Genomic DNA, 23492 nt, shown 5'->3' with positions numbered 1-23492 from the left:
AAGAGTGTTATGCGCCCGCTAACTGTTGCCATTATCGCCGTTGCCGGTTTTAGCCCTTTTCACCTTTCCGTACCGTTTATCGTGTTTAGCGAAAAAATGGCGGAGAAAAAACGCTTTCACGTAATTATCTGCGCTGAAAATCTGGGAAACGTGGACTCTGCCGATGGGTTTTCCGTAACTGCCACCCATGACTATACCGCAGTCATCCAGGCGGATATTGTGATAATTCCTTACTGGGGAACAATTACACAAAAACCGCCACAAAAGCTGCTGAAAGCCTTAACGACCGCACGGGATAACGGCGCACAGATTGTCGGGCTTTGCCTGGGCACGTTTGTGCTCGGCTATGCAGGTTTACTGAACAATAAGCGTGCTGCCACGCACTGGGAGTTCGAGCGTGAATTTCAGGCACGTTTTCCACAAACATATCTGGATATTAACGCGTTGTATGTAGACGATGACGGTATTATTACCTCTGCCGGTACTGCCGCGGCGCTGGATTGCTGTTTGTATATTGTTCGGCAACATTTTGGCAGCGACTATGCTAACCATATTGCCCGACGGATGGTCGTACCGCCATATCGCACCGGCGGTCAGGCGCAGTTTATAGAGCAACCGGTGCCGAAAAATACCCATGATGAACGCATTAACCTCCTGCTGGATTACCTGCGGCAAAACATTGCGCAACAGCATGATCTCGACTCGCTGGCGCAGCGAGTAATGATGAGTCGCCGCACGCTAACCCGTCATTTTATGAAAGCGACCGGTTCGAGTATCGCCGAATGGCTCATCACTGAACGCTTACGCCGTAGCCAGGAACTGTTGGAAACCAGTCAGTTGCCCGTTGAGAGGATAGCGGCTGAGGTGGGTTTTCTCTCACCTGTGACCTGGCGTCAGCATTTTAAATCTCACTTCGGCGTCAGCCCCGCCGAATGGCGAAAAACCTTCCGTGGTATGGCATGATAGCGCCCGGAAGAAAGTGAATTCAGGGTGGTGAATGTGAAACCAGTAACGCTATACGATGTCGCAGAGTATGCCGGTGTCTCTTATCAGACCGTTTCCCGCGTGGTAAATCAGGCCAGCCACGTTTCTGCGAAAACGCGGGAAAAAGTGGAAGCGGCAATGGCGGAGCTGAATTACATTCCCAACCGCGTGGCACAACAACTGGCGGGCAAACAGTCGTTGCTGATTGGCGTTGCTACCTCCAGCCTGGCCCTGCACGCGCCGTCACAAATTGTCGCGGCGATAAAATCTCGCGCTGACCAACTGGGTGCCAGCGTGGTGGTGTCGATGGTAGAACGAAGCGGCGTCGATGCCTGTAAAGCGGCGGTACACAACCTTCTCGCGCAACGCGTTAGCGGTCTGATCATCAACTATCCGCTGGATGAACAAGATGCCATTGCGGTGGAAGCCGCCTGTGGTAACGTGCCAGCGTTATTCCTCGATGTCTCTGACCAGGCCCCCATCAACAGTATTATTTTTTCCCATGAAGACGGTACGCGGCTTGGCGTGGATCATCTGGTCGCATTAGGTCACCAGCAAATCGCGCTGTTAGCAGGCCCATTAAGTTCTGTCTCCGCGCGTCTGCGTCTGGCGGGCTGGCACAAATATCTCAAACACCATCAAATTCAGCCAATAGCGGAACTGGAAGGCGACTGGAGCGCCATGTCCGGTTTTCAACAAACCATGCAGATGCTGAATGAGGGCGTTATTCCCACCGCGATACTGGTTGCCAACGATCAGATGGCGTTGGGCGCAATGCGCGCCATTACCGAGTTCGGGCTGCGCGTCGGCGCGGATATCTCGGTAGTGGGATACGACGATACCGAGGACAGCTCGTGTTATATCCCGCCGTTAACCACCATCAAACAGGATTTTCGTCTGCTGGGGCAAACCAGCGTAGACCGCTTGCTGCAACTCTCTCAGGGGCAGGCGGTGAAGGGAAATCAGCTACTGCCCGTCTCACTGGTGAAAAGAAAAACCACCCTGCCACCCAATACGCAAACCGCCTCTCCCCGCGCGTTGGCCGATTCATTAATGCAGCTGGCAAGGCAAATTTCCCGTCTGGAAAGCGGACAGTGAGCGCAACGCAATTAATGTGAGTCAGCTCACTCATTAGGCCCCCCAGGCTTTACACTCTATGCGTCAGGCTCGTATGTTGTGTGAAATTGTGAGCGGATAACAATTTCACACAGGATACAGCTATGACCATGATTACGGATTCACTGGCCGTCGTATTACAACGTCGTGACTGGGAAAACCCTGGCGTTACCCAACTTAATCGCCTTGCGGCGCATCCCCCTTTCGCCAGCTGGCGTAATAGCGAAGAAGCCCGCGCCGATCGCCCTTCCCGACAGTTGCGCAGCCTGAATGGTGAGTGGCAATTTGCCTGGTTTCCGGCACCAGAAGCGGTGCCGGAAAGCTGGCTCGAGAGCGATCTTCCTGACGCCGATACTGTCGTCGTCCCCTCAAACTGGCAGATGCACGGTTACGACGCGCCCATCTACACCAACGTGACCTATCCCATTGCGGTCAATCCGCCATTTGTTCCCGCAGAAAATCCGACAGGCTGTTACTCGCTCACATTTAATGTTGATGAAAGCTGGCTACAGGAAGGCCAGACGCGAATTATTTTTGATGGCGTTAACTCGGCGTTTCATCTGTGGTGCAACGGGCGCTGGGTCGGTTACGGCCAGGACAGTCGTTTGCCGTCTGAGTTTGACCTGAGCGAATTTTTACGCGCCGGAGAAAACCGCCTCGCGGTGATGGTGCTGCGCTGGAGTGACGGTAGCTATCTGGAAGATCAGGATATGTGGCGAATGAGCGGCATTTTCCGTGACGTCTCGTTGCTGCACAAACCAACCACGCAAATCAGCGATTTCCATGTTGCCACTCACTTTAATGATGATTTCAGCCGCGCTGTACTGGAGGCAGAAGTTCAGATGTACGGCGAACTGCGCGATGAGCTGCGGATAACAGTTTCTTTATGGCAGGGTGAAACGCAGGTCGCCAGCGGCACCGCACCTTTCGGCGGCGAAATTATCGATGAACGTGGTGGTTATAGCGATCGCGTCACGCTACGTCTGAACGTCGAAAACCCGGCGCTGTGGAGCGCCGAAATCCCGAATCTCTATCGTGCGGTGGTTGAACTGCACACCGCCGACGGCACGCTGATTGACGCAGAAGCCTGCGATGTCGGTTTCCGCGAGGTGCGGATTGAAAATGGCCTGCTGCTGCTGAACGGCAAGCCGTTGCTGATTCGCGGCGTTAACCGTCACGAGCATCATCCTCTGCATGGTCAGGTCATGGATGAGCAGACGATGGTGCAGGATATCCAGCTGATGAAGCAGAACAACTTTAACGCCGTGCGCTGTTCGCATTATCCGAACCATCCGCTGTGGTACACGCTGTGCGACCGCTATGGCCTGTATGTGGTGGATGAAGCCAATATTGAAACCCACGGCATGGTGCCGATGAATCGACTGACGGATGATCCGCGCTGGTTACCTGCGATGAGCGAACGCGTAACGCGGATGGTGCAGCGCGATCGTAATCACCCGAGCGTAATCATCTGGTCGCTGGGGAATGAATCAGGCCACGGCGCTAATCACGACGCGCTGTATCGCTGGATCAAATCTGTCGATCCTTCCCGCCCGGTACAGTATGAAGGCGGCGGAGCCGACACCATGGCCACCGATATTATTTGCCCGATGTACGCGCGCGTGGATGAAGACCAGCCCTTCCCGGCTGTGCCGAAATGGTCCATCAAAAAATGGCTTTCACTGCCTGGAGAGACGCGCCCGCTGATCCTTTGCGAATACGCCCACGCGATGGGTAACAGTCTTGGCGGCTTCGCTAAATACTGGCAGGCATTTCGTCAGTACCCCCGTTTACAGGGCGGCTTTGTCTGGGACTGGGTGGATCAGTCGCTGATTAAATATGATGAAAACGGAAACCCGTGGTCGGCTTACGGCGGTGATTTTGGCGATACGCCAAACGATCGCCAGTTCTGTATGAACGGTCTGGTCTTTGCCGACCGCACGCCGCATCCGACGCTGACGGAAGCAAAACACCAGCAGCAGTTTTTCCAGTTCCGTTTATCCGGGCGAACCATCGAAGTGACCAGCGAATACCTGTTCCGTCATAGCGATAACGAGCTCCTGCACTGGTCGGTGGCACTGGATGGCAAGCCGCTGGCAAGCGGTGAAGTGCCTCTGGATGTCGCCCCACAAGGTAAACAGTTGATTGAACTGCCTGAACTACCGCAGCCGGAGAGCGCCGGGCAACTCTGGCTCACGGTACGCGTAGTGCAACCGAACGCGACCGCATGGTCAGAAGCCGGACACATCAGCGCCTGGCAACAATGGCGACTGGCGGAAAACCTCAGCGTGACGCTCCCTCCCACGTCCCACGCCATCCCGCAACTGACCACCAGCGAAGCGGATTTTTGCATCGAGCTGGGTAATAAGCGTTGGCAATTTAACCGCCAGTCAGGCTTTCTTTCACAGATGTGGATTGGCGATGAAAAACAACTGCTGACGCCGCTGCGCGATCAGTTCACCCGTGCGCCGCTGGATAACGACATTGGCGTAAGTGAAGCAACGCGTATTGATCCGAACGCCTGGGTCGAACGCTGGAAGGCGGCGGGCCATTACCAGGCCGAAGCGGCGTTGTTGCAGTGCTCGGCAGATACACTTGCCGACGCGGTGCTGATTACGACCGCCCACGCGTGGCAGCATCAGGGGAAAACCTTATTTATCAGCCGGAAAACTTACCGGATTGATGGACACGGTGAGATGGTCATCAGTGTGGATGTTGAAGTGGCGAGCGATACGCCGCATCCGGCGCGGATTGGCCTGACCTGCCAGCTGGCGCAGGTAGCAGAGCGGGTAAACTGGCTCGGATTAGGGCCGCAAGAAAACTATCCCGACCGCCTTACTGCAGCCTGTTTTGACCGCTGGGATCTGCCATTGTCAGACATGTATACCCCGTACGTTTTCCCGAGCGAAAACGGTCTGCGCTGCGGGACGCGCGAATTGAATTATGGCCCACACCAGTGGCGCGGCGACTTCCAGTTCAATATCAGCCGCTACAGCCAACAACAACTGATGGCAACCAGTCATCGCCATCTGCTGCACGCGGAAGAAGGTACCTGGCTGAATATCGACGGTTTCCATATGGGGATTGGTGGCGACGACTCCTGGAGCCCGTCAGTGTCGGCAGAATTTCAACTGAGCGCAGGTCGCTATCATTACCAGTTGATCTGGTGCCAAAAATAATAATAACCGGGCAGGCTATGCCTGCCCGTATTTAGCGTAAGGAAATCCATTATGTTCTATTTAAAAAACACAAACTTTTGGATGTTCGGCTTATTCTTTTTCTTTTACTTTTTTATCATGGGTGCCTATTTCCCGTTTTTCCCGATTTGGCTACATGACATCAACCATATCAGCAAAAGTGATACCGGAATAATTTTTGCCGCTATTTCTCTGTTCTCCCTGTTATTTCAACCACTGTTTGGTCTGCTTTCTGACAAACTCGGGCTGCGCAAATACCTGCTATGGATTATTACCGGCATGTTAGTGATGTTTGCGCCGTTCTTTATTTTTATCTTCGGGCCACTGTTACAATACAACATTCTAGTAGGCTCGATTGTTGGTGGCATTTATCTTGGCTTTTGTTTTAACGCCGGTGCGCCAGCAGTAGAGGCATTTATCGAGAAAGTCAGCCGTCGCAGTAATTTCGAATTTGGTCGTGCGCGGATGTTTGGCTGTGTTGGCTGGGCGCTGTGTGCCTCGATTGTCGGCATCATGTTCACCATCAATAACCAGTTTGTTTTCTGGCTGGGTTCTGGCTGTGCGCTCATCCTCGCCGTTTTGCTCTTTTTTGCCAGAACGGATGCCCCTTCTTCCGCCACGGTTGCCAATGCCGTAGGCGCCAACCATTCGGCTTTTAGCCTTAAGCTGGCACTGGAATTGTTCAGACAGCCCAAACTGTGGTTTTTGTCGCTGTATGTTATTGGCGTTTCCTGTACCTACGATGTTTTTGACCAACAGTTTGCTAATTTCTTTACTTCGTTTTTTACCTCCAGTGAACAGGGTACGCGGGTATTTGGCTACGTAACGACAATGGGCGAATTACTTAACGCCTCGATTATGTTCTTTGCGCCGCTGATTATTAATCGCATCGGCGGGAAAAACGCCCTGCTGCTGGCTGGCACTATTATGTCTGTACGCATTATTGGCTCATCGTTCGCCACCTCAGCGCTGGAAGTGGTTATTCTGAAAACGCTGCATATGTTTGAAGTACCGTTCCTGCTGGTGGGCTGCTTTAAATATATTACCAGCCAGTTTGAAGTGCGTTTTTCAGCGACGATTTATCTGGTCTGTTTCTGCTTCTTTAAGCAGCTGGCGATGATTTTTATGTCTGTACTGGCGGGCAATATGTATGAAAGCATCGGTTTCCAGGGTGCTTATCTGGTGCTGGGTCTGGTGGCGCTGGGCTTCACCTTGATTTCCGTGTTCACACTTAGCGGCCCCGGCCCGCTTTCTCTACTGCGTCGCCAGGTGAATGAAGTCGCTTAAGCAATTAATGTCGGATGGGGCGCGAGCGCCTTATCCGACCAACATATCAGGACGGAATGATCAAAATGAACATGCCAATGACCGAAAGAATAAAAGCAGGCAAGCTATTTACCGATATGTGCGAAGGCTTACCTGAAAAAAGACTTCGTGGGAAAACGTTAATGTATGAGTTTAATCACTCGCATCCATCAGAAGTTGAAAAAAGGGAAAGCCTGATTAAAGAAATGTTTGCCACGGTAGGAGAAAACGCCTGGGTAGAACCTCCCGTCTATTTTTCTTATGGTTCCAACATCCATATAGGCCGCAATTTTTACGCAAATTTCAATTTAACCATTGTCGATGACTACACGGTAACAATCGGTGATAACGTACTGATTGCACCCAACGTTACTCTTTCCGTTACGGGACACCCTGTACACCATGAATTGAGAAAAAACGGAGAGATGTACTCTTTTCCGATAACGATTGGCAATAATGTCTGGATCGGGAGTCATGTGGTCATTAATCCAGGCGTCACCATCGGGGATAATTCTGTTATTGGCGCGGGTAGTGTCGTCACAAAAGACATTCCACCAAATGTCGTGGCTGCTGGCGTTCCTTGTCGGGTTATTCGCGAAATAAACGACCGGGATAAGCAATATTATTACAAAGATTACAAAGTTGAATCGTCACTTTAAATTATAAAAATTGCCTGATGCGCTTCGCTTATCAGGCCTACAAATTCAGTGATCTACGTAGGCCGTATCCGGCATGAACAAAGCGCAGGAACAAGCGTCTCATCATGCCTCCTTGACCCACAGCTGCGGAAAACGTGCTGGTGCAAAGCGCAGGGTTATGATCATCAGCCCAACGACGCATAGCGCATGAAACGCCCAGTCCATCAGGTAATTGCCGCTGATACTACGCAGCACGCCAGAAAACCAGGGGGCAAGCCCGGCAATGACAAAACCAATCCCCTGCATAAACGCCACCAGCTTGCCAGCAATAGTCGGTTGCACAGAGTGGTCGAGCGCCAGCAGCAAACAGAGCGGAAACGCGCCGCCCAGACCTAAACCACACACCATCGCCCACAATACCGGCAATTGCAGCGGCAGCCAGATAAAGCCGCAGAAACCCACCAGTTGTAACACCAGCGCCAGCATTAACAGTTTGCGTCGGTCCTGATGGCGAGCCATAGCAGGCATTAGCAATGCTCCTGCGGCTTGCCCAAGCGTCATCAACGCCAGCAAGGAACCGCTGTACTGCGCGCTGGCACCAATCTCAATATAGAAAGCGGGTAACCAGGCAATCAGGCTAGCGTAACCACCGTTAATCAGACCGAAGTAAAGGCCCAGCGTCCACGCGCGGGGAGTGAATACCACGCGAACCGGAGTGGTTGTTGTCTTGTGAGAAGAGGCGACTTCGCGGGCGCTTTGCCGCCACCAGGCAAAGAGCGCAACAACGGCAGGCAGCGCCCACCAGGCGAGTGTTTGATACCAGGTTTCGCTATGTTGAACTAACCAGGGCGTCAGGGCAGCACCAAGTCCACCGCCGCCCATCAGAGCCGCGGACCACAGCCCCATCACCAGTGGCGTGTGCTGCTGAAACCGCCGTTTAATCACCGAAGGCATCACCGCCTGAATGATACCGATCCCCACCCCACCAAGCAGTGCGCTGCTAAGCAGCAGCGCACTTTGGGGGTAAAGCTCACGCATCAATGCACCGACGGCAATCAGCAACAAACTGATGGCGACGCTGCGACGTTCGCTGACACGCTGATGAAGCCAGCTTCCGGCCAGTGCCAGCCCGCCCATGGTGACCACCGGCAGAGCGGTCAACAGGGCAGCCACGCTAAAGCTCATTCCGCTCGCCTGGCGCAATTGCGGTAGCAGTGGCCCGACGGAGGTGAGCAGTGGTCGCATATTAAGACCAATCAGCACCAGAACCAGCAGCATCGTGAACGTCTTTTGATGGTCGCGCATGACTGTCAGAACGGTTTGGTCGGCAGATATTTACCATCTAAGGTGATGACCGCACGTTCGCCACCTTCCGGGTCCGCCACTTTCTTAACGTCGAGTTTGAAGTTAATCGCGCTGATAATGCCATCGCCAAACTTCTCATGAACCAACGCTTTCAGGGTTGTGCCGTACACCTGCAACATTTCATAGAAACGATACATCGTTGGGTCGGTTGGAATACGGTCATCAATGCAGCCACGCAGTGGCACAGTTTGTAATAACAGAATGGCGTCTTCGTCGAGATCCAGTTTCGCCCCGACCAGGCGGGCGGCGTCGGCAGGAAGCGCCTGCTGACCCAGCAAAGCCGCGGTTACGAAGGCTTCTGCCAGACCGGTACCATCGGCAATCTCGGCAAATGAGAGATCTTTTTTAGCTTTGCTGAGCAAAATGGCATCGGCAAGATCAAGACGAATATTGCGGTTAATTTGCGACTGAATCATGGTGGATCTCCTGATGGTTTAAAAATAAGGTTACGCTGCGGTCGGCTGGCGTAGCGGTATGGCACAAACGCGAGGATTAGCTGCCAGTGGCACAAACTGGCGGGTTGCGCCGTCAAAAGCTGCGATGCTGCCGCTTTCAATGTCGTAGACCCAGCCGTGCAGGGCGATCCGCCCCTCTTCGAGCGCCAGGCGCACCGATGGATGAGTTTGCAAATTAGCCAACTGAGCAATGACGTTTTCACGTACCATCGCGGCAGCTTTTGACGGTAAATCGGGATGCGGGCGCGCCTCATTAACGACGCGGGCTGAATCGGCATAACGCAGCCAGTGGGAGACGGCAGGCATATGGTCCATGCACTGACAGCTGGCAATGGCAGTCATCGCCCCACAGTTGGAATGACCACAAATCACAATGTCAGATACCCGAAGCGCAGCGACGGCATACTCCACCGAAGCAGAAACGCCACCGGGTTCCGGCCCGTAGGAAGGGACGATATTGCCCGCATTGCGAATAACGAACAGATCGCCAGGCTCACGTTGCGTCACCAGCTCAGGGACCAGACGGCTATCGGAGCATGAGATAAAAAGTGTGCGCGGGCTTTGCTGTGTCGCCAGCTGTTTAAACAAGGCTTCCCGCTCAGGAAATGCCTCGCGCTGGAATTTAAGGAATCCATCAATAATCTCTTTCACCGTTAACCTCTGTCTGTCTGTCTCTGGAATGAGAGGCAGACTACTCGCCGATTGTCATAAGGTAAAAGACTCATTTATGATGAGTTCTATTGGATTTACTTATAGGTTGGCGAATGCTCTCTCGACATATCAATTACTTTCTTGCCGTGGCTGAACATGGCAGCTTCACCCGTGCCGCCAGTGCGTTGCACGTCTCCCAGCCTGCGCTTTCCCAGCAGATTCGCCAGTTAGAGGAGAGTTTAGGCGTGCCGCTGTTTGACCGTAGCGGGCGAACGATTCGTCTCACTGATGCGGGGGAAGTCTGGCGACAGTACGCCAGCCGGGCGTTACAGGAACTGGGGGCGGGTAAACGGGCGATTCATGATGTTGCCGATCTGACGCGAGGATCGCTGCGTATCGCCGTCACCCCCACCTTTACGAGCTACTTTATCGGCCCCTTAATGGCGGATTTCTATGCGCGCTACCCCGGCATCACGCTCCAGCTACAGGAAATGTCGCAGGAGAAAATCGAAGATATGCTTTGTCGCGACGAGCTGGACGTTGGGATTGCCTTCGCGCCTGTGCATTCGCCGGAGCTGGAGGCAATTCCTTTACTGACAGAAAGTTTAGCGTTGGTGGTGGCGAAACATCATCCGCTGGCTGACCAGGAACAGGTGGCATTGAGTCGCTTGCATGATGAAAAACTGGTGCTGCTCAGCGCGGAATTTGCCACCAGAGAGCAAATTGACCACTACTGCGAGAAAGCGGGGCTGCATCCACAGGTGGTGATAGAGGCGAACTCAATTAGCGCGGTTCTGGAGCTGATTCGCCGCACTTCTCTTTCCACCTTGCTGCCTGCGGCGATTGCCACACAACATGATGGGCTTAAAGCGATTTCTCTTGCCCCGCCACTACTGGAGAGAACGGCGGTTTTGTTGCGGCGGAAAAATAGCTGGCAGACAGCCGCCGTGAAGGCATTTTTGCACATGGCGTTGGAAGAATACGCGGATGTTGGCGGGAATGAATCACGGTAGCCACTGACACAGGTCAGCGGCTGGAATTGCCTGATGCGCTACGCTTATCAGGCCTACGAGTTCAGTGCAAGGCGTTCACGCCGCATCCGGGCATAAACTACAGCTGGCAGACAGCCGCCGCGAAGGCATTTTTGCACATGGCGTTGGAAGAATGCGCGGATGTTGGCGGGAATGAATCACGGTAGCCGCTGACACAGGTCAGCGGCTGGAATTGCCTGATGCGCTACGCTTATCAGGCCTACGAGTTCAGTGCAAGGCGTTCACGCCGCATCCGGCATAAACTACGCTCGCTGTAACCCAGTCGATTATCGTTTGTAATCGATGGCTTCTGGCTGCTCCAGATACACGGTGGTTTGTGCCGGTTGTGTACTGGCGATCACTTTACCGCCACGTACCGAATAACGTACCGGAACCTGACGGCGCAGCGCGTCAAACCCATTTTCAGCCGGCAGGATAACCAGGTTGGCGCTGTTTCCGGCGGCAATGCCGTAATCCTGCAAATTCAACGTCCTGGCGCTGTGGTGGGTGATCAAATTCAGGCCATCGTTAATTTGCCCGTAGCCCATCAACTGACAAACATGCAGCCCCATATGCAGCACTTGCAGCATATTCGCCGTTCCCAGCGGATACCACGGATCGAAGACATCATCGTGACCAAAGCAGACGTTAATGCCGGACTCCAGCATCTCTTTAACGCGCGTGATGCCGCGACGTTTTGGATACGTATCGAAACGCCCTTGCAGATGAATATTGACCAGCGGGTTGGCGACAAAGTTAATACCGGACATTTTCAGCAAGCGGAACAGGCGTGAGGTATACGCCCCGTTATAGGAGTGCATTGCCGTGGTGTGACTGGCAGTGACTCGCGCGCCCATGCCTTCACGGTGCGCCAGGGCGGCAACGGTTTCGACAAAGCGCGACTGTTCGTCATCAATCTCGTCACAGTGAACGTCGATGAGACGGTCGTATTTTTGCGCCAGGGCGAAGGTTTTATGCAGCGACTCCACGCCGTATTCACGGGTAAATTCAAAATGCGGAATCGCCCCAACAACGTCTGCCCCTAAGCGTAACGCCTCTTCCAGCAACGCTTCACCGTTGGGATACGACAAAATCCCTTCCTGAGGGAAGGCGACAATTTGCAGATCAATCCACGGCGCGACTTCCTGCTTCACTTCCAGCATTGCTTTCAGCGCAGTTAGCGTTGCATCCGAAACATCGACATGGGTACGCACATGCTGAATACCGTTGGCAATCTGCCATTTCAGCGTTTGCCAGGCGCGTTGTTTCACATCGTCATGGGTTAATAACGCTTTGCGCTCGGCCCAGCGTTCAATGCCTTCAAACAGCGTGCCGGACTGATTCCAGTTCGGTTGTCCGGCGGTTTGCGTGGTGTCCAGGTGAATATGCGGCTCCACAAACGGCGGTATAACTAAACCTTGTTCGGCATCCAGGCTGTTTTCAGTTATGGGCATCACGCCGGATTGCGCATCAATGGCGCTGATTTTTCCGTCCTGCAGATGAATCTGCCACAGCCCCTCTTTGCCTGGTAACCGGGCGTTAATAATTGTTTGTAAAGCGTTATTCGACACTGTTAACCTCCACATGCGTCATTGCTGCTGTCGTTTTACGATTCAAAATCGGGTTAAGGATCAGATAGCTCAGCGCGCCACCTAATACCGCGTTGACCGGAACAATTCCCGGTAACCAGTGGCCTGCGGCAATCCCCAGCGCGACCGCCAGAATCGCCACCCAATTGACACTCATCATACGCGTGGTCGCAAAGTGCTCATAGCGGCGACGGTTCATCAGATAGTCGGCGATGATCACGCCACCTACCGGAGGAATAGCTGCCGAAAGGAAGGTCAACCAGCCGACAAAATTGTTATACAGCCATAATGCGCAGACCGTACCGATAATACCGTTGATTACCGAAAGGGTTTTGCTCGACATCCCGGTAATGTTGGCGAAACCTAAACCCGACGCATAGAGCGCGTTATCGTTGGTGGTCCAGATATTCAGCCCCAGTACCACAATCGCGGGCAGCAGCAGTCCCTGAGCAATCATCACATCAGAGATATCCGCCATCCCCAGTGCCGCAGCGCCCGCTGCACCGAAAATAAACATCAACGAGTTGCCGAGGAAAAAGGCCACCATCGCCACCAGCACCGCCAGTTTGGCATTGCGACCAAACCGGACAAAGTCGGCGGTGAGCGTACCCGCACTGATAAATGACCCCACAACCAGCGCCAGCGCGACATTGAAATCTAATGGTTGTGCGGGAACGACCGCTTTTAAGGCGTCCAGGCCACCCATGCCGTTAACGGCCAGCCACACGGAATAACCGCCAAGGCAGGCGATAGCCGGAACCGCAATCACCGAAAGAACCGTCAGCGCCGAAATGCCAAAGAAGACGGTGACGGTCATCAGTAAACCGGAGACGGCAATCAGCAAATTAATATCCAGCCCGGTTGCCTTGCCCACCGGAATGGCAAACATCGCCACGCCAACGCCAAACCAGCCAACCTGGGTGCCTCCCAGCAGCAGTGAAGGCAGCCATGAGCCTTTAACACCAAACGAGAAACGAGCAAGAAGATGAGTGGTCAGGCCGGTTTTTGCGCCAATGTAACCAAGAAATGAAGTGTAAATACCGAGGAGAAGATTACCGATGAGGACTGCGAGGAAGAAATCATGATAGCTAAGACCGGTTCCGAGAGTGCCGCCGGTCCACATACTGGCGGAAAAGAAGGTTAATCCCAGCATGACGAACGTCAATGCCAATACCCCTTTCCGCGCCGACTGCGGGACTGGCCCCTGGCTAAAGTTGTTATCTTGCGACACGAAATTCCTCCGTTTGCTGTTTGAAACCCAAAAAATCCGCCGCATTCTATTCATCTGAAGATAAAAAGCAATCGTTTTCGTGGGGAAATATATTTTTTATATGAATGAGTGCGAAAAGGTGGGGGAAAACTTATCTGTGTAAAAACAGTGGGTAGGCATGATAAGACGCGTCAGCGCCGCATCAGGCATCGGTGCACGGTGTCGGATGCGCCACGCGACGCATCCGACAATAACTTACTCTTCCATCGCCTGGCGGATCTGATCCAACGACGCAGGATCATCAATGGTCGTCAGATCCCCAGGATCGCGTCCTTCGCAAATCGCCTGGATCGTGCGGCGCAGCATTTTTCCGGATCGCGTTTTCGGCAATTGCGAGACAAACCAGACGTGCGCCGGGCGGCCAAAGTTGCCAATCTGGCTGTCCACCAGCGCCATAATCGCCTTCTCTTGCGAGTGCGCCACCTCGCGGTCATCCAGACTGTCGCTCTCTTTCGGAATGACAAACGCCACCGCTACCTGCCCTTTCAGCGCATCTTTCACCCCAACCACCGCCACTTCGGCAACGCCCGGATGACTGGAGATACTCTCTTCAATCTCGCGCGTACCCAGCCGATGCCCGGCAACGTTAATCACGTCATCAGTGCGCCCGAGAATAAAGTGATAACCGTCAGCATCGCGGATGCCCCAGTCAAAGGTGGCGTACACCGAGCGGGAAAACAACGACCAGTAAGTCTTCACAAAGCGGTCGTCGTCGCCCCAGATGGTTTGAATACAGCCCGGCGGCAGCGGCCCTTCCACCACCAGCATCCCTTTCTCATTGACGCCGCACGGTTCGCCGGTGACTTCATTAAGCAACTGTACGTTGTAGCCATACATCGGCACACCAGGGCTTCCTAAACGCGTCGGCCTGTCATCCAGACCGCGAGCAATCGCCATAATCGGCCAGCCGGATTCGGTCTGCCAGTAGTTGTCGATGACCGGCACATCCAGCGTATTGCTCACCCAACTGGCGGTCGGCTCGTCCAGCGGCTCTCCAGCCAGATAGAGCACTTCCAGCGACGAGAGATCGTGTTTGCGAATTTCGGCGGTAGGGAATTTTTTCAGCACGCGAATAGCGGTCGGCGCTGAGAACATGCGGCTAACCTGATATTTCTCGACGATTTTCCACCACACACCGCAGTCCGGCCAGGTCGGCAATCCTTCGTAAACAATGGTCGCCATCCCCGCCAACAGCGGCGCGTAGACGATATACGAATGCCCAACCACCCAGCCGATATCCGACGCGCAAAAGAACACGCCGCCCGCTTTGCCGCCAAAAATGGTGTCCATCGAGGTCGCCAGCGCCACCGCATAGCCGCCGACGTCACGCTGCACGCCTTTAGGTTTGCCGGTCGTGCCGGAGGTGTAAAGAATGCAGGAGATTTCGTTGGATTCCAGCCACGCCACCGGCACCCGCGCGCCGATGTGTTGATGGCGCAACGACGCGAAATCGACATCCCGCCCACTAACACGCGGCATTTTCGCCAGCCCGCGATCCACCAGCAAAACGTGGCGCGGCTGATGCTGTGCCTGACTTATCGCATCGTCGAGCAATTTTTTATAGGGAATGATTTTGCCACCGCGCGCCCCGGCATCAGCCGAGACAATCAGCACCGGTTTAGCGTCATCAATTCGCGCCGCCACGCTGTGCGAAGCAAATCCACCAAACACCACCGAGTGAATAGCACCAATGCGCGCACAGGCCAGCAGGGTAATATGCGCTTCGGCAATCATCGGCATATATACCAGCACCCGATCGCCACGCTGCACCCCCAGCGAGCGCAGCATTGAGGCCACCGCGTTTACTTCGTCATGCAGCTGGCGAAAGGTAAAGGTGCGCTCTTCTTCTGTTTCCGAAGAGACGGCAATCAATGCCAGCGCCTCTGGCTGTTTCTCCAGCCAGCGATCGATGGCGTTGTGGCACAAATTGGTTCGGCCTTCACAAAACCAACGGGCAAACGGCGGATTGCTGTGATCGAGCGTTTGCGTAAAGGGCGTCTGCCAGTCAATACGCCGGGCCTGCTCGGCCCAGAACTGCTCCGGTTCGTTAATCGAACGCTGATAAAATTCGCTAAAAGACATAATGCTCTCCTGTTGAACTTACGCCTTACCGCCGTTTACTTAAATGACGTACAGGTCGAGATAGTCATTGACCGGCATCTGTTCGAGGTGAGCTCTGTCGAGAGAAACCTCCAGAATGCGCTGCTGTTGGCGAGTCGGGAACTGGCGCGCGAGATTGATTTTGAATTTATCGACCAGTTTCGGAATGCCGTCCTGGCGGCGGCGCGCATGACCAATTGGGTACTCCACCACCACTTCTTCAAAGCGCGTGCCGTCAGTGAACTCAAGGGTTATGGCATTGGCGATGGCGCGTTTTTCCGGGTCGTGGTAGTCAGCGGTAAACGCCGGATCTTCAAAGCAATTGATCTTCTCGCGCAGAGCGTCGATGCGTTTATCTTGTGCCACGTTGTCCTCGTAATCTGCCGCCGTTAAGCGCCCGAATAGCAGCGGGATCGCCACCATGTACTGAATGCAGTGGTCGCGATCCGCCGGGTTATTGAGAGGCCCTTTTTTGTCGATAATGCGAATACAGGCTTCGTGGGTGCGAATGGTCACTTTTTCGATATCTGCCACCGTTTTGCCTGCGGCATGCATCTGTTCATAGAGCGTCATCGCTGCTTCAACTGCCGTCTGGGAGTGGAACTCCGCCGGGAAGGAGATTTTGAACAGCACATTTTCCATCACGTAAGAACCGTACGGGCGCTGGAAGCGGAACGACTCGCCTTTAAAGGAGACGTCGTAAAAACCCCACACCGGCGCGGTCAGGGCTGACGGGTAACCCATTTCGCCCGTTTTCGCCATCAGTGCCAGACGTACCGCACGGGAAGTGGCATCACCCGCCGCCCAGGATTTACGCGTGCCGGTGTTCGGCGCATGGCGATAAGTGCGCAGCGACTGACCATCTACCCACGCCAGCGAAACGGCATTGAGAATTTCCTCGCGGGTCAGGCCGAGCATTTCGGCAACCACGGCGGTGGAAGCCACTTTCACTAACAGAACGTGGTCGAGACCGACGCGATTAAAGGAGTTTTCCAGCGCAATGCAGCCCTGAATTTCATGGGCTTTAATCATTCCGGTCAGCACCTGTTTCATGGTTAACGGGGCTTTGCCGCTGGCGACTGCGTTACGTGAAAGCCAGTCTGCCGTTGCCAGAATGCCGCCGAGGTTGTCGGAAGGATGGCCCCACTCCGCCGCCAGCCAGGTATCGTTGAAATCGAGCCAGCGGATCATCGCGCCAATGTTAAATGCCGCCTGGACGGGGTCGAGCTGAAACTGAGTTCCGGGGACGCGCACGCCGTTAGGTACAACGGTGCCGGGGACAATTGGCCCCAGCAGTTTTTTGCAGGCCGGGTATTCAAGGGCTTCAAGACCGCAGCCGAGCGTGTCGAGCAGGCAGTAATGAGCGGTGTCGTAGGCCACTCTGGAGCTGATTTCGTAGTTCATCACGTAATCGACGATATCAACGATTTCACGATCAAATTCCGGGCGGATGTTGTTGATTTGAGCTGACATTGGGTACGTTTCCTTATTGTTATTCGTAGAGGTTTACTGGCGCTTATCCAGCGCGACAAACGGGCGGTCTTCCGGTCCAACATAATTGGCGGAAGGACGGATAATTTTGTTGTCCTGACGTTGTTCGATAATGTGCGCCGCCCAGCCGGTGACGCGGGCGATAACAAACAGTGGTGTGAACATCTCGGTGGGAACGCCCATCATGTTGTAGGAAACAGCGGAGAACCAGTCGAGATTGGGGAACATCTTTTTCGTCTCCCACATCACCGTTTCCAGGCGATCGGCGATGTTGTACATCTTCAGCGAGCCGCCTTCCTGCGAGAGCTGCTTCGCCACGCGTTTGATCACCTGATGACGCGGGTCGGCGATGGTATAAACCGGATGCCCGAAACCAATGACCACTTCTTTGTTTTCCACCCGCTTGCGGATATCGGCTTCGGCTTCGTCCGGCGTTTCATAGCGTTGTTGGATCTCCAGCGACACTTCATTCGCCCCGCCGTGTTTCGGCCCACGCAGTGCGCCAATCGCGCCAATAATCGCGGAATACATATCCGAGCCAGTACCCGCAATCACCCGGCTGGTAAAGGTGGAGGCGTTAAACTCGTGCTCGGCGTACAGCACCAGCGAAATTTGCATCGCCTTTTCCCAGCTTTGCGACGGCTTTTCGCCGTGCAGCAGATGCAGGAAGTGACCGCCGATGGAGTCGTCATCGGTTTCCGGCTGGATGCGTTCGCCGTTGTGGCTGTAGTGATACCAGTAGAGAAGAATCGAGCTCAGCGACGCCAACAGTTTGTCGGCTATATCCCGCGCGCCAGAGACGGTGTGCCCCTCTTTTTCTGGCAGCGTGCAACCGAGCGCGGAAACGCCGGTGCGCATGACATCCATCGGGTGCGACGCCGCTGGTAAGGCTTCCAGCACGGTACGCACGTTAGCCGGTAAACCGCGCAGGGCTTTTAGTTTCGTTTTGTAGGCGGCGAGTTCGTCACGGGTCGGCAGTTTGCCGTGGATCAGCAGATGCGCCACTTCTTCAAATTCGCAATGTTCCGCGAGATCAAGAATATCGTAGCCACGGTAATGCAGGTCGTTGCCGCTTTTACCCACGGTGCAGAGCGCCGTATTGCCCGCCGGAACGCCGGAAAGTGCCACAGATTTTTTCGGTTTAATGACATGGGTACTGTTTTGCAGGATCGTTGTGTCGCTCATGTTGTCCTCGTCATTTGTAGGGTCGAGATATTTTTCGTTGTGTTTTATTTCGCCTGGTTACGGGCAAACAGGTCGTCGAGCTTCTCTTCGTACTGGTAGTAGTTGATGCTTTCGTACAGCTCGTTGCGGGTCTGCATGGTGTCGATGACGCTTTTCTGCGTGCCTTCCTGACGCAGGACGTTGTAGACATGTTCAGCGGCGCGGTTCATGGCGCGAAACGCTGAAAGTGGGTACAGCGCCATTGCAACATGGGCGCTGCGTAATTCATCGGTAGTAAACAGCGGCGTGGCGCCAAATTCGGTAATGTTGGCGAGGATCGGCACCTGCACCGCATCGGCAAACTGGCGGTACATGGCGAGTTCGGTAATCGCCTCCGGGAACAACATCTCGGCACCCGCTTCAACATAGGCCTGCGCGCGTTCGATCGCGGCATCCAGTCCTTCAACCGCCAGCGCATCGGTGCGCGCCATGATCACAAAATCAGGATCGGTTTTCGCATCCACCGCCGCGCGGATCCGATCCACCATCTCCTCTTTCGAGACGATCGCCTTGTTCGGACGATGACCGCAGCGTTTCGCGCCAACCTGATCTTCAATATGCAATCCTGCCGCACCGGCTTTAATCATCGATTTCACAGTGCGGGCGACGTTAAAAGCCGAAGAGCCAAAACCGATATCCGCATCCACCAGCAGCGGCAGCGAACAAACGTCGGTGATACGACGAATATCGGTCAGCACATCATCAAGGGTAGAAATACCGAGATCGGGCAGCCCCAGTGAACCTGCCGCCACGCCACCGCCGGAGAGATAAATCGCCTGATACCCGGCACGCTGTGCCAGCAGCGCATGGTTAGCGTTAATGGTGCCGACAATTTGCAACGGGGTTTCTTTGCTTAGTGCAGCGCGAAACGCTTTACCTGGAGAGTGTAGAGACATAGCCCATCCTTTGTTATCAACTTGTTATTTGCGTTGATAAAGACAAAGCAAGGGGTGTGCCACAATTGCCTGAATAAAATTAAATGTTTGATTTCAATTTGTTAGAGATAAACTCATGAAATAGTCCGCAAATATGCGTTTCAGTTAACGTTTCAGACAATGTTTCACTGCATTTCATTGCAACAATTATGAAACAAGACTAAACCCAATACTCTGTTTCTTAACTTTGCGGTGCGCTATGGCACATCCACCACGGCTGAATGACGACAAACCGGTTATCTGGACGGTATCGGTGACGCGGCTGTTCGAGTTATTTCGCGATATCAGCCTCGAGTTTGATCATCTGGCGAACATTACCCCTATCCAGCTTGGCTTTGAAAAAGCGGTGACCTACATCCGCAAGAAACTGGCTAGCGAACGCTGCGACGCCATCATCGCTGCTGGCTCTAACGGCGCGTACCTGAAAAGCCGCCTGTCAGTGCCGGTGATTCTGATTAAGCCGAGCGGCTACGATGTGTTACAGGCACTGGCAAAAGCCGGAAAACTCACCTCTTCTATCGGCGTTGTCACCTATCAGGAAACTATTCCGGCGCTGGTGGCGTTTCAAAAAACCTTTAATTTGCGCCTCGACCAACGTAGCTACATTACCGAAGAAGATGCGCGCGGGCAGATTAACGAGCTGAAAGCCAACGGCACCGAAGCGGTGGTCGGCGCAGGGCTGATTACCGATCTGGCAGAAGAAGCCGGAATGACCGGAATTTTTATCTATTCCGCCGCCACCGTGCGCCAGGCGTTCAGCGATGCGCTGGATATGACGCGCATGTCGTTACGCCATAACACTCACGATGCCACCCGTAACGCCCTGCGTACTCGTTACGTGCTGGGCGATATGCTCGGTCAATCACCACAGATGGAACAGGTACGGCAGACTATTTTGCTTTATGCCCGTTCCAGTGCAGCGGTGTTGATTGAGGGGGAAACGGGAACGGGCAAAGAGTTGGCGGCCCAGGCGATTCATCGGGAATATTTTGCCCGCCACGATGCGCGACAGGGCAAAAAGTCGCATCCGTTTGTTGCCGTCAACTGCGGGGCGATTGCCGAATCGCTGCTGGAAGCGGAGCTGTTTGGCTATGAAGACGGGGCGTTTACCGGCTCGCGACGCGGAGGACGCGCCGGGCTGTTTGAAATCGCCCACGGCGGCACGCTGTTTCTGGATGAGATAGGCGAAATGCCTCTGCCATTGCAGACTCGCCTGTTACGAGTGCTGGAAGAAAAAGAGGTCACCCGCGTTGGCGGGCATCAGCCTGTTCCGGTGGATGTGCGGGTCATTAGCGCCACTCACTGCAATCTGGAAGAAGATATGCAGCAAGGGCAGTTTCGCCGTGATCTGTTTTATCGGCTGAGTATTTTGCGTCTGCAATTACCGCCACTGCGTGAGCGAGTGGCGGATATTCTGCCGCTGGCAGAGAGCTTTTTGAAAGTGTCTCTGGCAGCGCTCTCCGCCCCGTTTTCTGCCGCATTACGCCAGGGGTTACAGGCAAGCGAAACTGTGCTGTTGCGCTACGACTGGCCGGGCAATATTCGTGAACTGCGTAATATGATGGAGCGACTGGCGCTGTTTTTAAGTGTGGAACCGACGCCAGATTTAACGCCGCAATTTTTGCAGCAATTATTGCCAGAGCTGACACAAAAATCGGGTAACGTCATCGCCCCCCCCTTGCTGACACCACTACAGGCACTGGACAAATTTAATGGTGATAAAACAGCAGCAGCGAATTATTTAGGCATCAGCCGGACGACGTTCTGGCGGCGGCTAAAAAATTAAATTGCCGGATGCGGCGTTAACGCCTTATCCGGCCGACAAAAACATGAATTTCAATATATTCCGTTCACCGATAGACGTGCGCATCGGGTTTGTTTACATGAGCTTCAGAATTACTTCTTCTTATAAAGATCTGCCGTGCCGTGGATCTTATTGTCAGTCTGACCGGAGGTCAGAACCAACACATCCGCACCTTTTTCATCCGCTTTTTTGATCAGATCTTCTTTTGCATCTGCGGTCGACATTTCATTACTGGTTGAAATATCACCTATTTTTTCATATTGCGATTCAACTTTTTCAAATTCCGCTTTGGTCATCAATTCAGCGGCATAGACATTCGTGACAACAAAAGCTAACGCACCAACTAAGAGCTTAGTTCCAGTTTTCATCGATGAACTCCATAATGTGTGATTGGCCAATGCCCTGAAGCTAACAGTCATCATCAGGGTTGATTAATAAGTAGTTCAGCGGTTAGGAAAAATCTATAGGAAAAGAGAATATATTTGTATTTTTCTCAACGATAGCCACATTCTCCCTGTTGTTTAATAACACTTACTACAATTATCGCAGGCGTTCCTTAAATTAATTTTCATAAAAATCTCAAATTCCTTCATTCGCTAAAATCCAATATAAAATTCACATGAACCACATTACTTTTCTGAACAAGAAACCACCAACCATATATTGATGTGATTTCCATACTTTTTCTTTATTTCACTTACATAAAGTTTAGGATTATTAGATGTATTTTTTCTAAACGACATAAAAAAAAACCGCATTAACACAACTTACAAACCACTAAAACCAATCAATGCAATGAACAACTAACACTTTAATAAATTTATTACACCTAATATTACATATATTCTTATTTAGTAACTTGCATGTTTGTGCCTGACAAGGCTTCAGGAAGAAAACAGTGCAATAAAAAACATCTTGCCATTTAATTTTTAAGGATAAAAGTGAGTGATATGAAACCAGCAAAAAAAAGCTTATCGACACGGGCGATAGCCATTTCTACCATATTATTTACGCCAGTATCCTTGGCTATTACCCCACCTACAAATTCAGATAGTAATGTTATCATTAATAATAATGAAGAGATAAAACTCATTGCGTCAGAAGGCTACGATCCCGGATGGGAGCATTTTAACTCATTGAAAGTAGGTGAAGACTCTAATGGTTCATTACTCATTGATCATCTTTCACTTACCACTTCATCAGCCAGCATTGGTAATAATGCTGAAGGCTCCATCACTTTAACAAACCATACCAACTGGCAGTTCGACACCCCTACCTCCAATATTTTTTTAGGCACTAACGAAGGCTCCGGTACGTTATACGTGTTAGAAGGTAGTAAGATAAGTGGCCTGCAATCAATAAGAGTTGGTGAGTTTTATGGTGACGCCAGGGGGACGTTGGTTATTGATGGGGAAAGCTCATCAGTCACCTCTAACATTGCTATTGTTGGCGATCAGGGAACAGGGAAAGTATCTGTTACTAACGGCGGTACACTCACTTCCCTGACTCAACTGAATATTGGGTATGTTGACGCCCATTCTTCTCTGTCAGCTAACCAGAGTAGTTATGGAGAAGTTCAGGTCGCCGATAAAAATTCAACAGTGAATGCCCCAAATATACTTCTTGGCGGATATAACACATCTTCTACTTCTGATACTACCGGAGTTCTCACTGTCAGCAACGATGGTGTAATCAATGCGAATTCATATATCTGGGTTGGTGTCTCCTCTAACGGAACAGGAATATTAAATATTGGAGGTGCGCAAGGTGAGGCTGCGCAACCTGCTGGTTCAATTAATACTCCCCGAATTTATTTAGGGGGGACAAATGCGTCAACCACTTCAATATTAAACTTTAATCACACCAACGCTGATTTTGTTCTGACCTCGTACATAGACGGTAAAGGCCAGGTTAACCAAGTTGGTTCCGGGACAACCACATTATCCGGCTCGAATATCTATACCGGTAATACTTATATTAGCAACGGAAGTCTGCGCGCTGGCACGGTTGATACCTTCAGCCCAAACTCCGATTATATCGTCGACAGTGAAGGCCATCTCGATTTAAACACTTATTCGCAAACATTAAATACTCTGGCGCTGGCTGGAACAGCAACGTTGTCTTCGTATGAACAGGGTCACGAGTTCACGCCGACCACGCTGACCATTAACGGCAACTATGCTGCCAATGATGGCCTGTTAGTCATGCATACTGTATTAGGCGATGATAATTCCGCAACGGATAAGCTCATCGTAAAAGGTGATACTTCCGGTAGTACCCGCGTCATGGTCAACAATGCGGGCGGTCTGGGCGCGGCTACTCTGGAAGGAATAAAAA

At 52.7% G+C, this 23492-nt stretch carries 18 protein-coding genes; 8 read left to right on the top strand and 10 right to left on the bottom strand.

Going from position 1 to position 23492, the window contains the following annotated elements:
- Positions 1–9 precede the first annotated feature (9 nt).
- From FEK66_RS01665 to lacA, 5 genes are all read left to right on the top strand, one after another.
- Positions 10–963 carry a GlxA family transcriptional regulator gene (locus FEK66_RS01665; RefSeq protein WP_135494329.1) on the top strand — a complete coding sequence of 318 codons (954 nt, stop codon included), beginning with the start codon at positions 10–12 and terminating at the stop codon, positions 961–963.
- A gap of 36 nt (positions 964–999) precedes the next feature.
- Positions 1000–2082 (top strand): DNA-binding transcriptional repressor LacI, encoded by a 1083-nt coding sequence (gene lacI / locus FEK66_RS01660; RefSeq protein WP_135492481.1) that lies wholly within the window; start codon positions 1000–1002, stop codon positions 2080–2082.
- A 122-nt stretch (positions 2083–2204) separates the two neighbouring features.
- Positions 2205–5279, top strand: coding sequence for a beta-galactosidase (gene lacZ / locus FEK66_RS01655; protein ID WP_135494331.1), 3075 nt, complete (start codon positions 2205–2207; stop codon positions 5277–5279).
- A 51-nt stretch (positions 5280–5330) separates the two neighbouring features.
- On the top strand, positions 5331–6584 hold the full coding sequence (lacY, locus tag FEK66_RS01650; protein WP_130223311.1) for a lactose permease: 1254 nt from the start codon (positions 5331–5333) through the stop codon (positions 6582–6584).
- Positions 6585–6649: 65 nt separating this feature from the next.
- On the top strand, positions 6650–7261 hold the full coding sequence (gene lacA / locus FEK66_RS01645; RefSeq protein ID WP_130260341.1) for a galactoside O-acetyltransferase: 612 nt from the start codon (positions 6650–6652) through the stop codon (positions 7259–7261).
- 102 nt (positions 7262–7363) lie between these two features.
- Here lacA and cynX read toward each other — a convergent pair whose 3' ends face one another.
- From cynX to cynT, 3 genes are read right to left on the bottom strand one after another with little or no spacing between them, the layout of a single operon-like run.
- The gene (cynX, locus tag FEK66_RS01640; RefSeq protein ID WP_135494333.1) at positions 7364–8545 is read right to left on the bottom strand and encodes a cyanate transporter CynX; all 1182 of its coding nucleotides are present in this window, start codon (positions 8543–8545) and stop codon (positions 7364–7366) included.
- Between the two features lie 5 nt (positions 8546–8550).
- Complete coding sequence (gene cynS, locus FEK66_RS01635) at positions 8551–9021, bottom strand: cyanase (RefSeq protein WP_130206125.1); 471 nt, start codon at positions 9019–9021, stop codon at positions 8551–8553.
- A gap of 30 nt (positions 9022–9051) precedes the next feature.
- Positions 9052–9711, bottom strand: a complete 660-nt coding sequence (cynT, locus tag FEK66_RS01630) for a carbonic anhydrase CynT (RefSeq protein ID WP_130206123.1) — start codon at positions 9709–9711, stop codon at positions 9052–9054.
- Between the two features lie 113 nt (positions 9712–9824).
- On the opposite strand from cynT, the gene cynR reads away from it, so the two are divergent.
- Positions 9825–10724 (top strand): transcriptional regulator CynR, encoded by a 900-nt coding sequence (gene cynR / locus FEK66_RS01625; protein WP_135492807.1) that lies wholly within the window; start codon positions 9825–9827, stop codon positions 10722–10724.
- 305 nt (positions 10725–11029) lie between these two features.
- Here cynR and codA read toward each other — a convergent pair whose 3' ends face one another.
- The 6 genes from codA to prpB all read right to left on the bottom strand — a co-directional run bounded on the left by codA (position 11030) and on the right by prpB (position 19312).
- On the bottom strand, positions 11030–12313 hold the full coding sequence (codA, locus tag FEK66_RS01620) for a cytosine/isoguanine deaminase (RefSeq protein WP_135494335.1): 1284 nt from the start codon (positions 12311–12313) through the stop codon (positions 11030–11032).
- Entirely contained in the window at positions 12303–13562 is a 1260-nt protein-coding gene (codB, locus tag FEK66_RS01615; RefSeq protein WP_000076236.1) for a cytosine permease, read from the bottom strand. The genes codA and codB overlap by 11 nt, the downstream gene beginning before the upstream one ends.
- 234 nt (positions 13563–13796) lie before the next feature.
- Positions 13797–15683, bottom strand: a complete 1887-nt coding sequence (prpE, locus tag FEK66_RS01610; RefSeq protein WP_138211393.1) for a propionate--CoA ligase — start codon at positions 15681–15683, stop codon at positions 13797–13799.
- Positions 15684–15722: 39 nt separating this feature from the next.
- Complete coding sequence (gene prpD / locus FEK66_RS01605; protein WP_135494337.1) at positions 15723–17174, bottom strand: 2-methylcitrate dehydratase; 1452 nt, start codon at positions 17172–17174, stop codon at positions 15723–15725.
- Between the two features lie 33 nt (positions 17175–17207).
- Positions 17208–18377: a 2-methylcitrate synthase gene (prpC, locus tag FEK66_RS01600; RefSeq protein ID WP_130206117.1), complete on the bottom strand. Its 1170-nt coding sequence runs from the start codon at positions 18375–18377 to the stop codon at positions 17208–17210.
- A 44-nt stretch (positions 18378–18421) separates the two neighbouring features.
- Entirely contained in the window at positions 18422–19312 is an 891-nt protein-coding gene (gene prpB, locus FEK66_RS01595; protein ID WP_000052185.1) for a methylisocitrate lyase, read from the bottom strand.
- A gap of 238 nt (positions 19313–19550) precedes the next feature.
- On the opposite strand from prpB, the gene prpR reads away from it, so the two are divergent.
- A complete protein-coding gene (gene prpR, locus FEK66_RS01590; RefSeq protein WP_135494339.1) occupies positions 19551–21137 on the top strand; it encodes a propionate catabolism operon regulatory protein PrpR in 1587 nt (528 codons plus the stop codon).
- A gap of 110 nt (positions 21138–21247) precedes the next feature.
- Here the strand turns inward: prpR and yahO are convergent, their stop codons facing one another.
- A complete protein-coding gene (yahO, locus tag FEK66_RS01585) occupies positions 21248–21523 on the bottom strand; it encodes a DUF1471 family periplasmic protein YahO (RefSeq protein WP_130206111.1) in 276 nt (91 codons plus the stop codon).
- 582 nt (positions 21524–22105) lie between these two features.
- On the opposite strand from yahO, the gene FEK66_RS01580 reads away from it, so the two are divergent.
- Positions 22106–23492: autotransporter outer membrane beta-barrel domain-containing protein (locus tag FEK66_RS01580; protein WP_240783238.1), on the top strand; the 1387-nt coding region annotated here is incomplete at its 3' end.

The sequence above is a fragment of the Escherichia sp. E1130 genome (assembly GCF_005781065.1).
Lineage (GTDB): Bacteria > Pseudomonadota > Gammaproteobacteria > Enterobacterales > Enterobacteriaceae > Escherichia.
The sequence above is the reverse complement of the archived record's forward strand: the minus strand, read 5'-3'. Positions and strand labels throughout refer to the sequence as shown.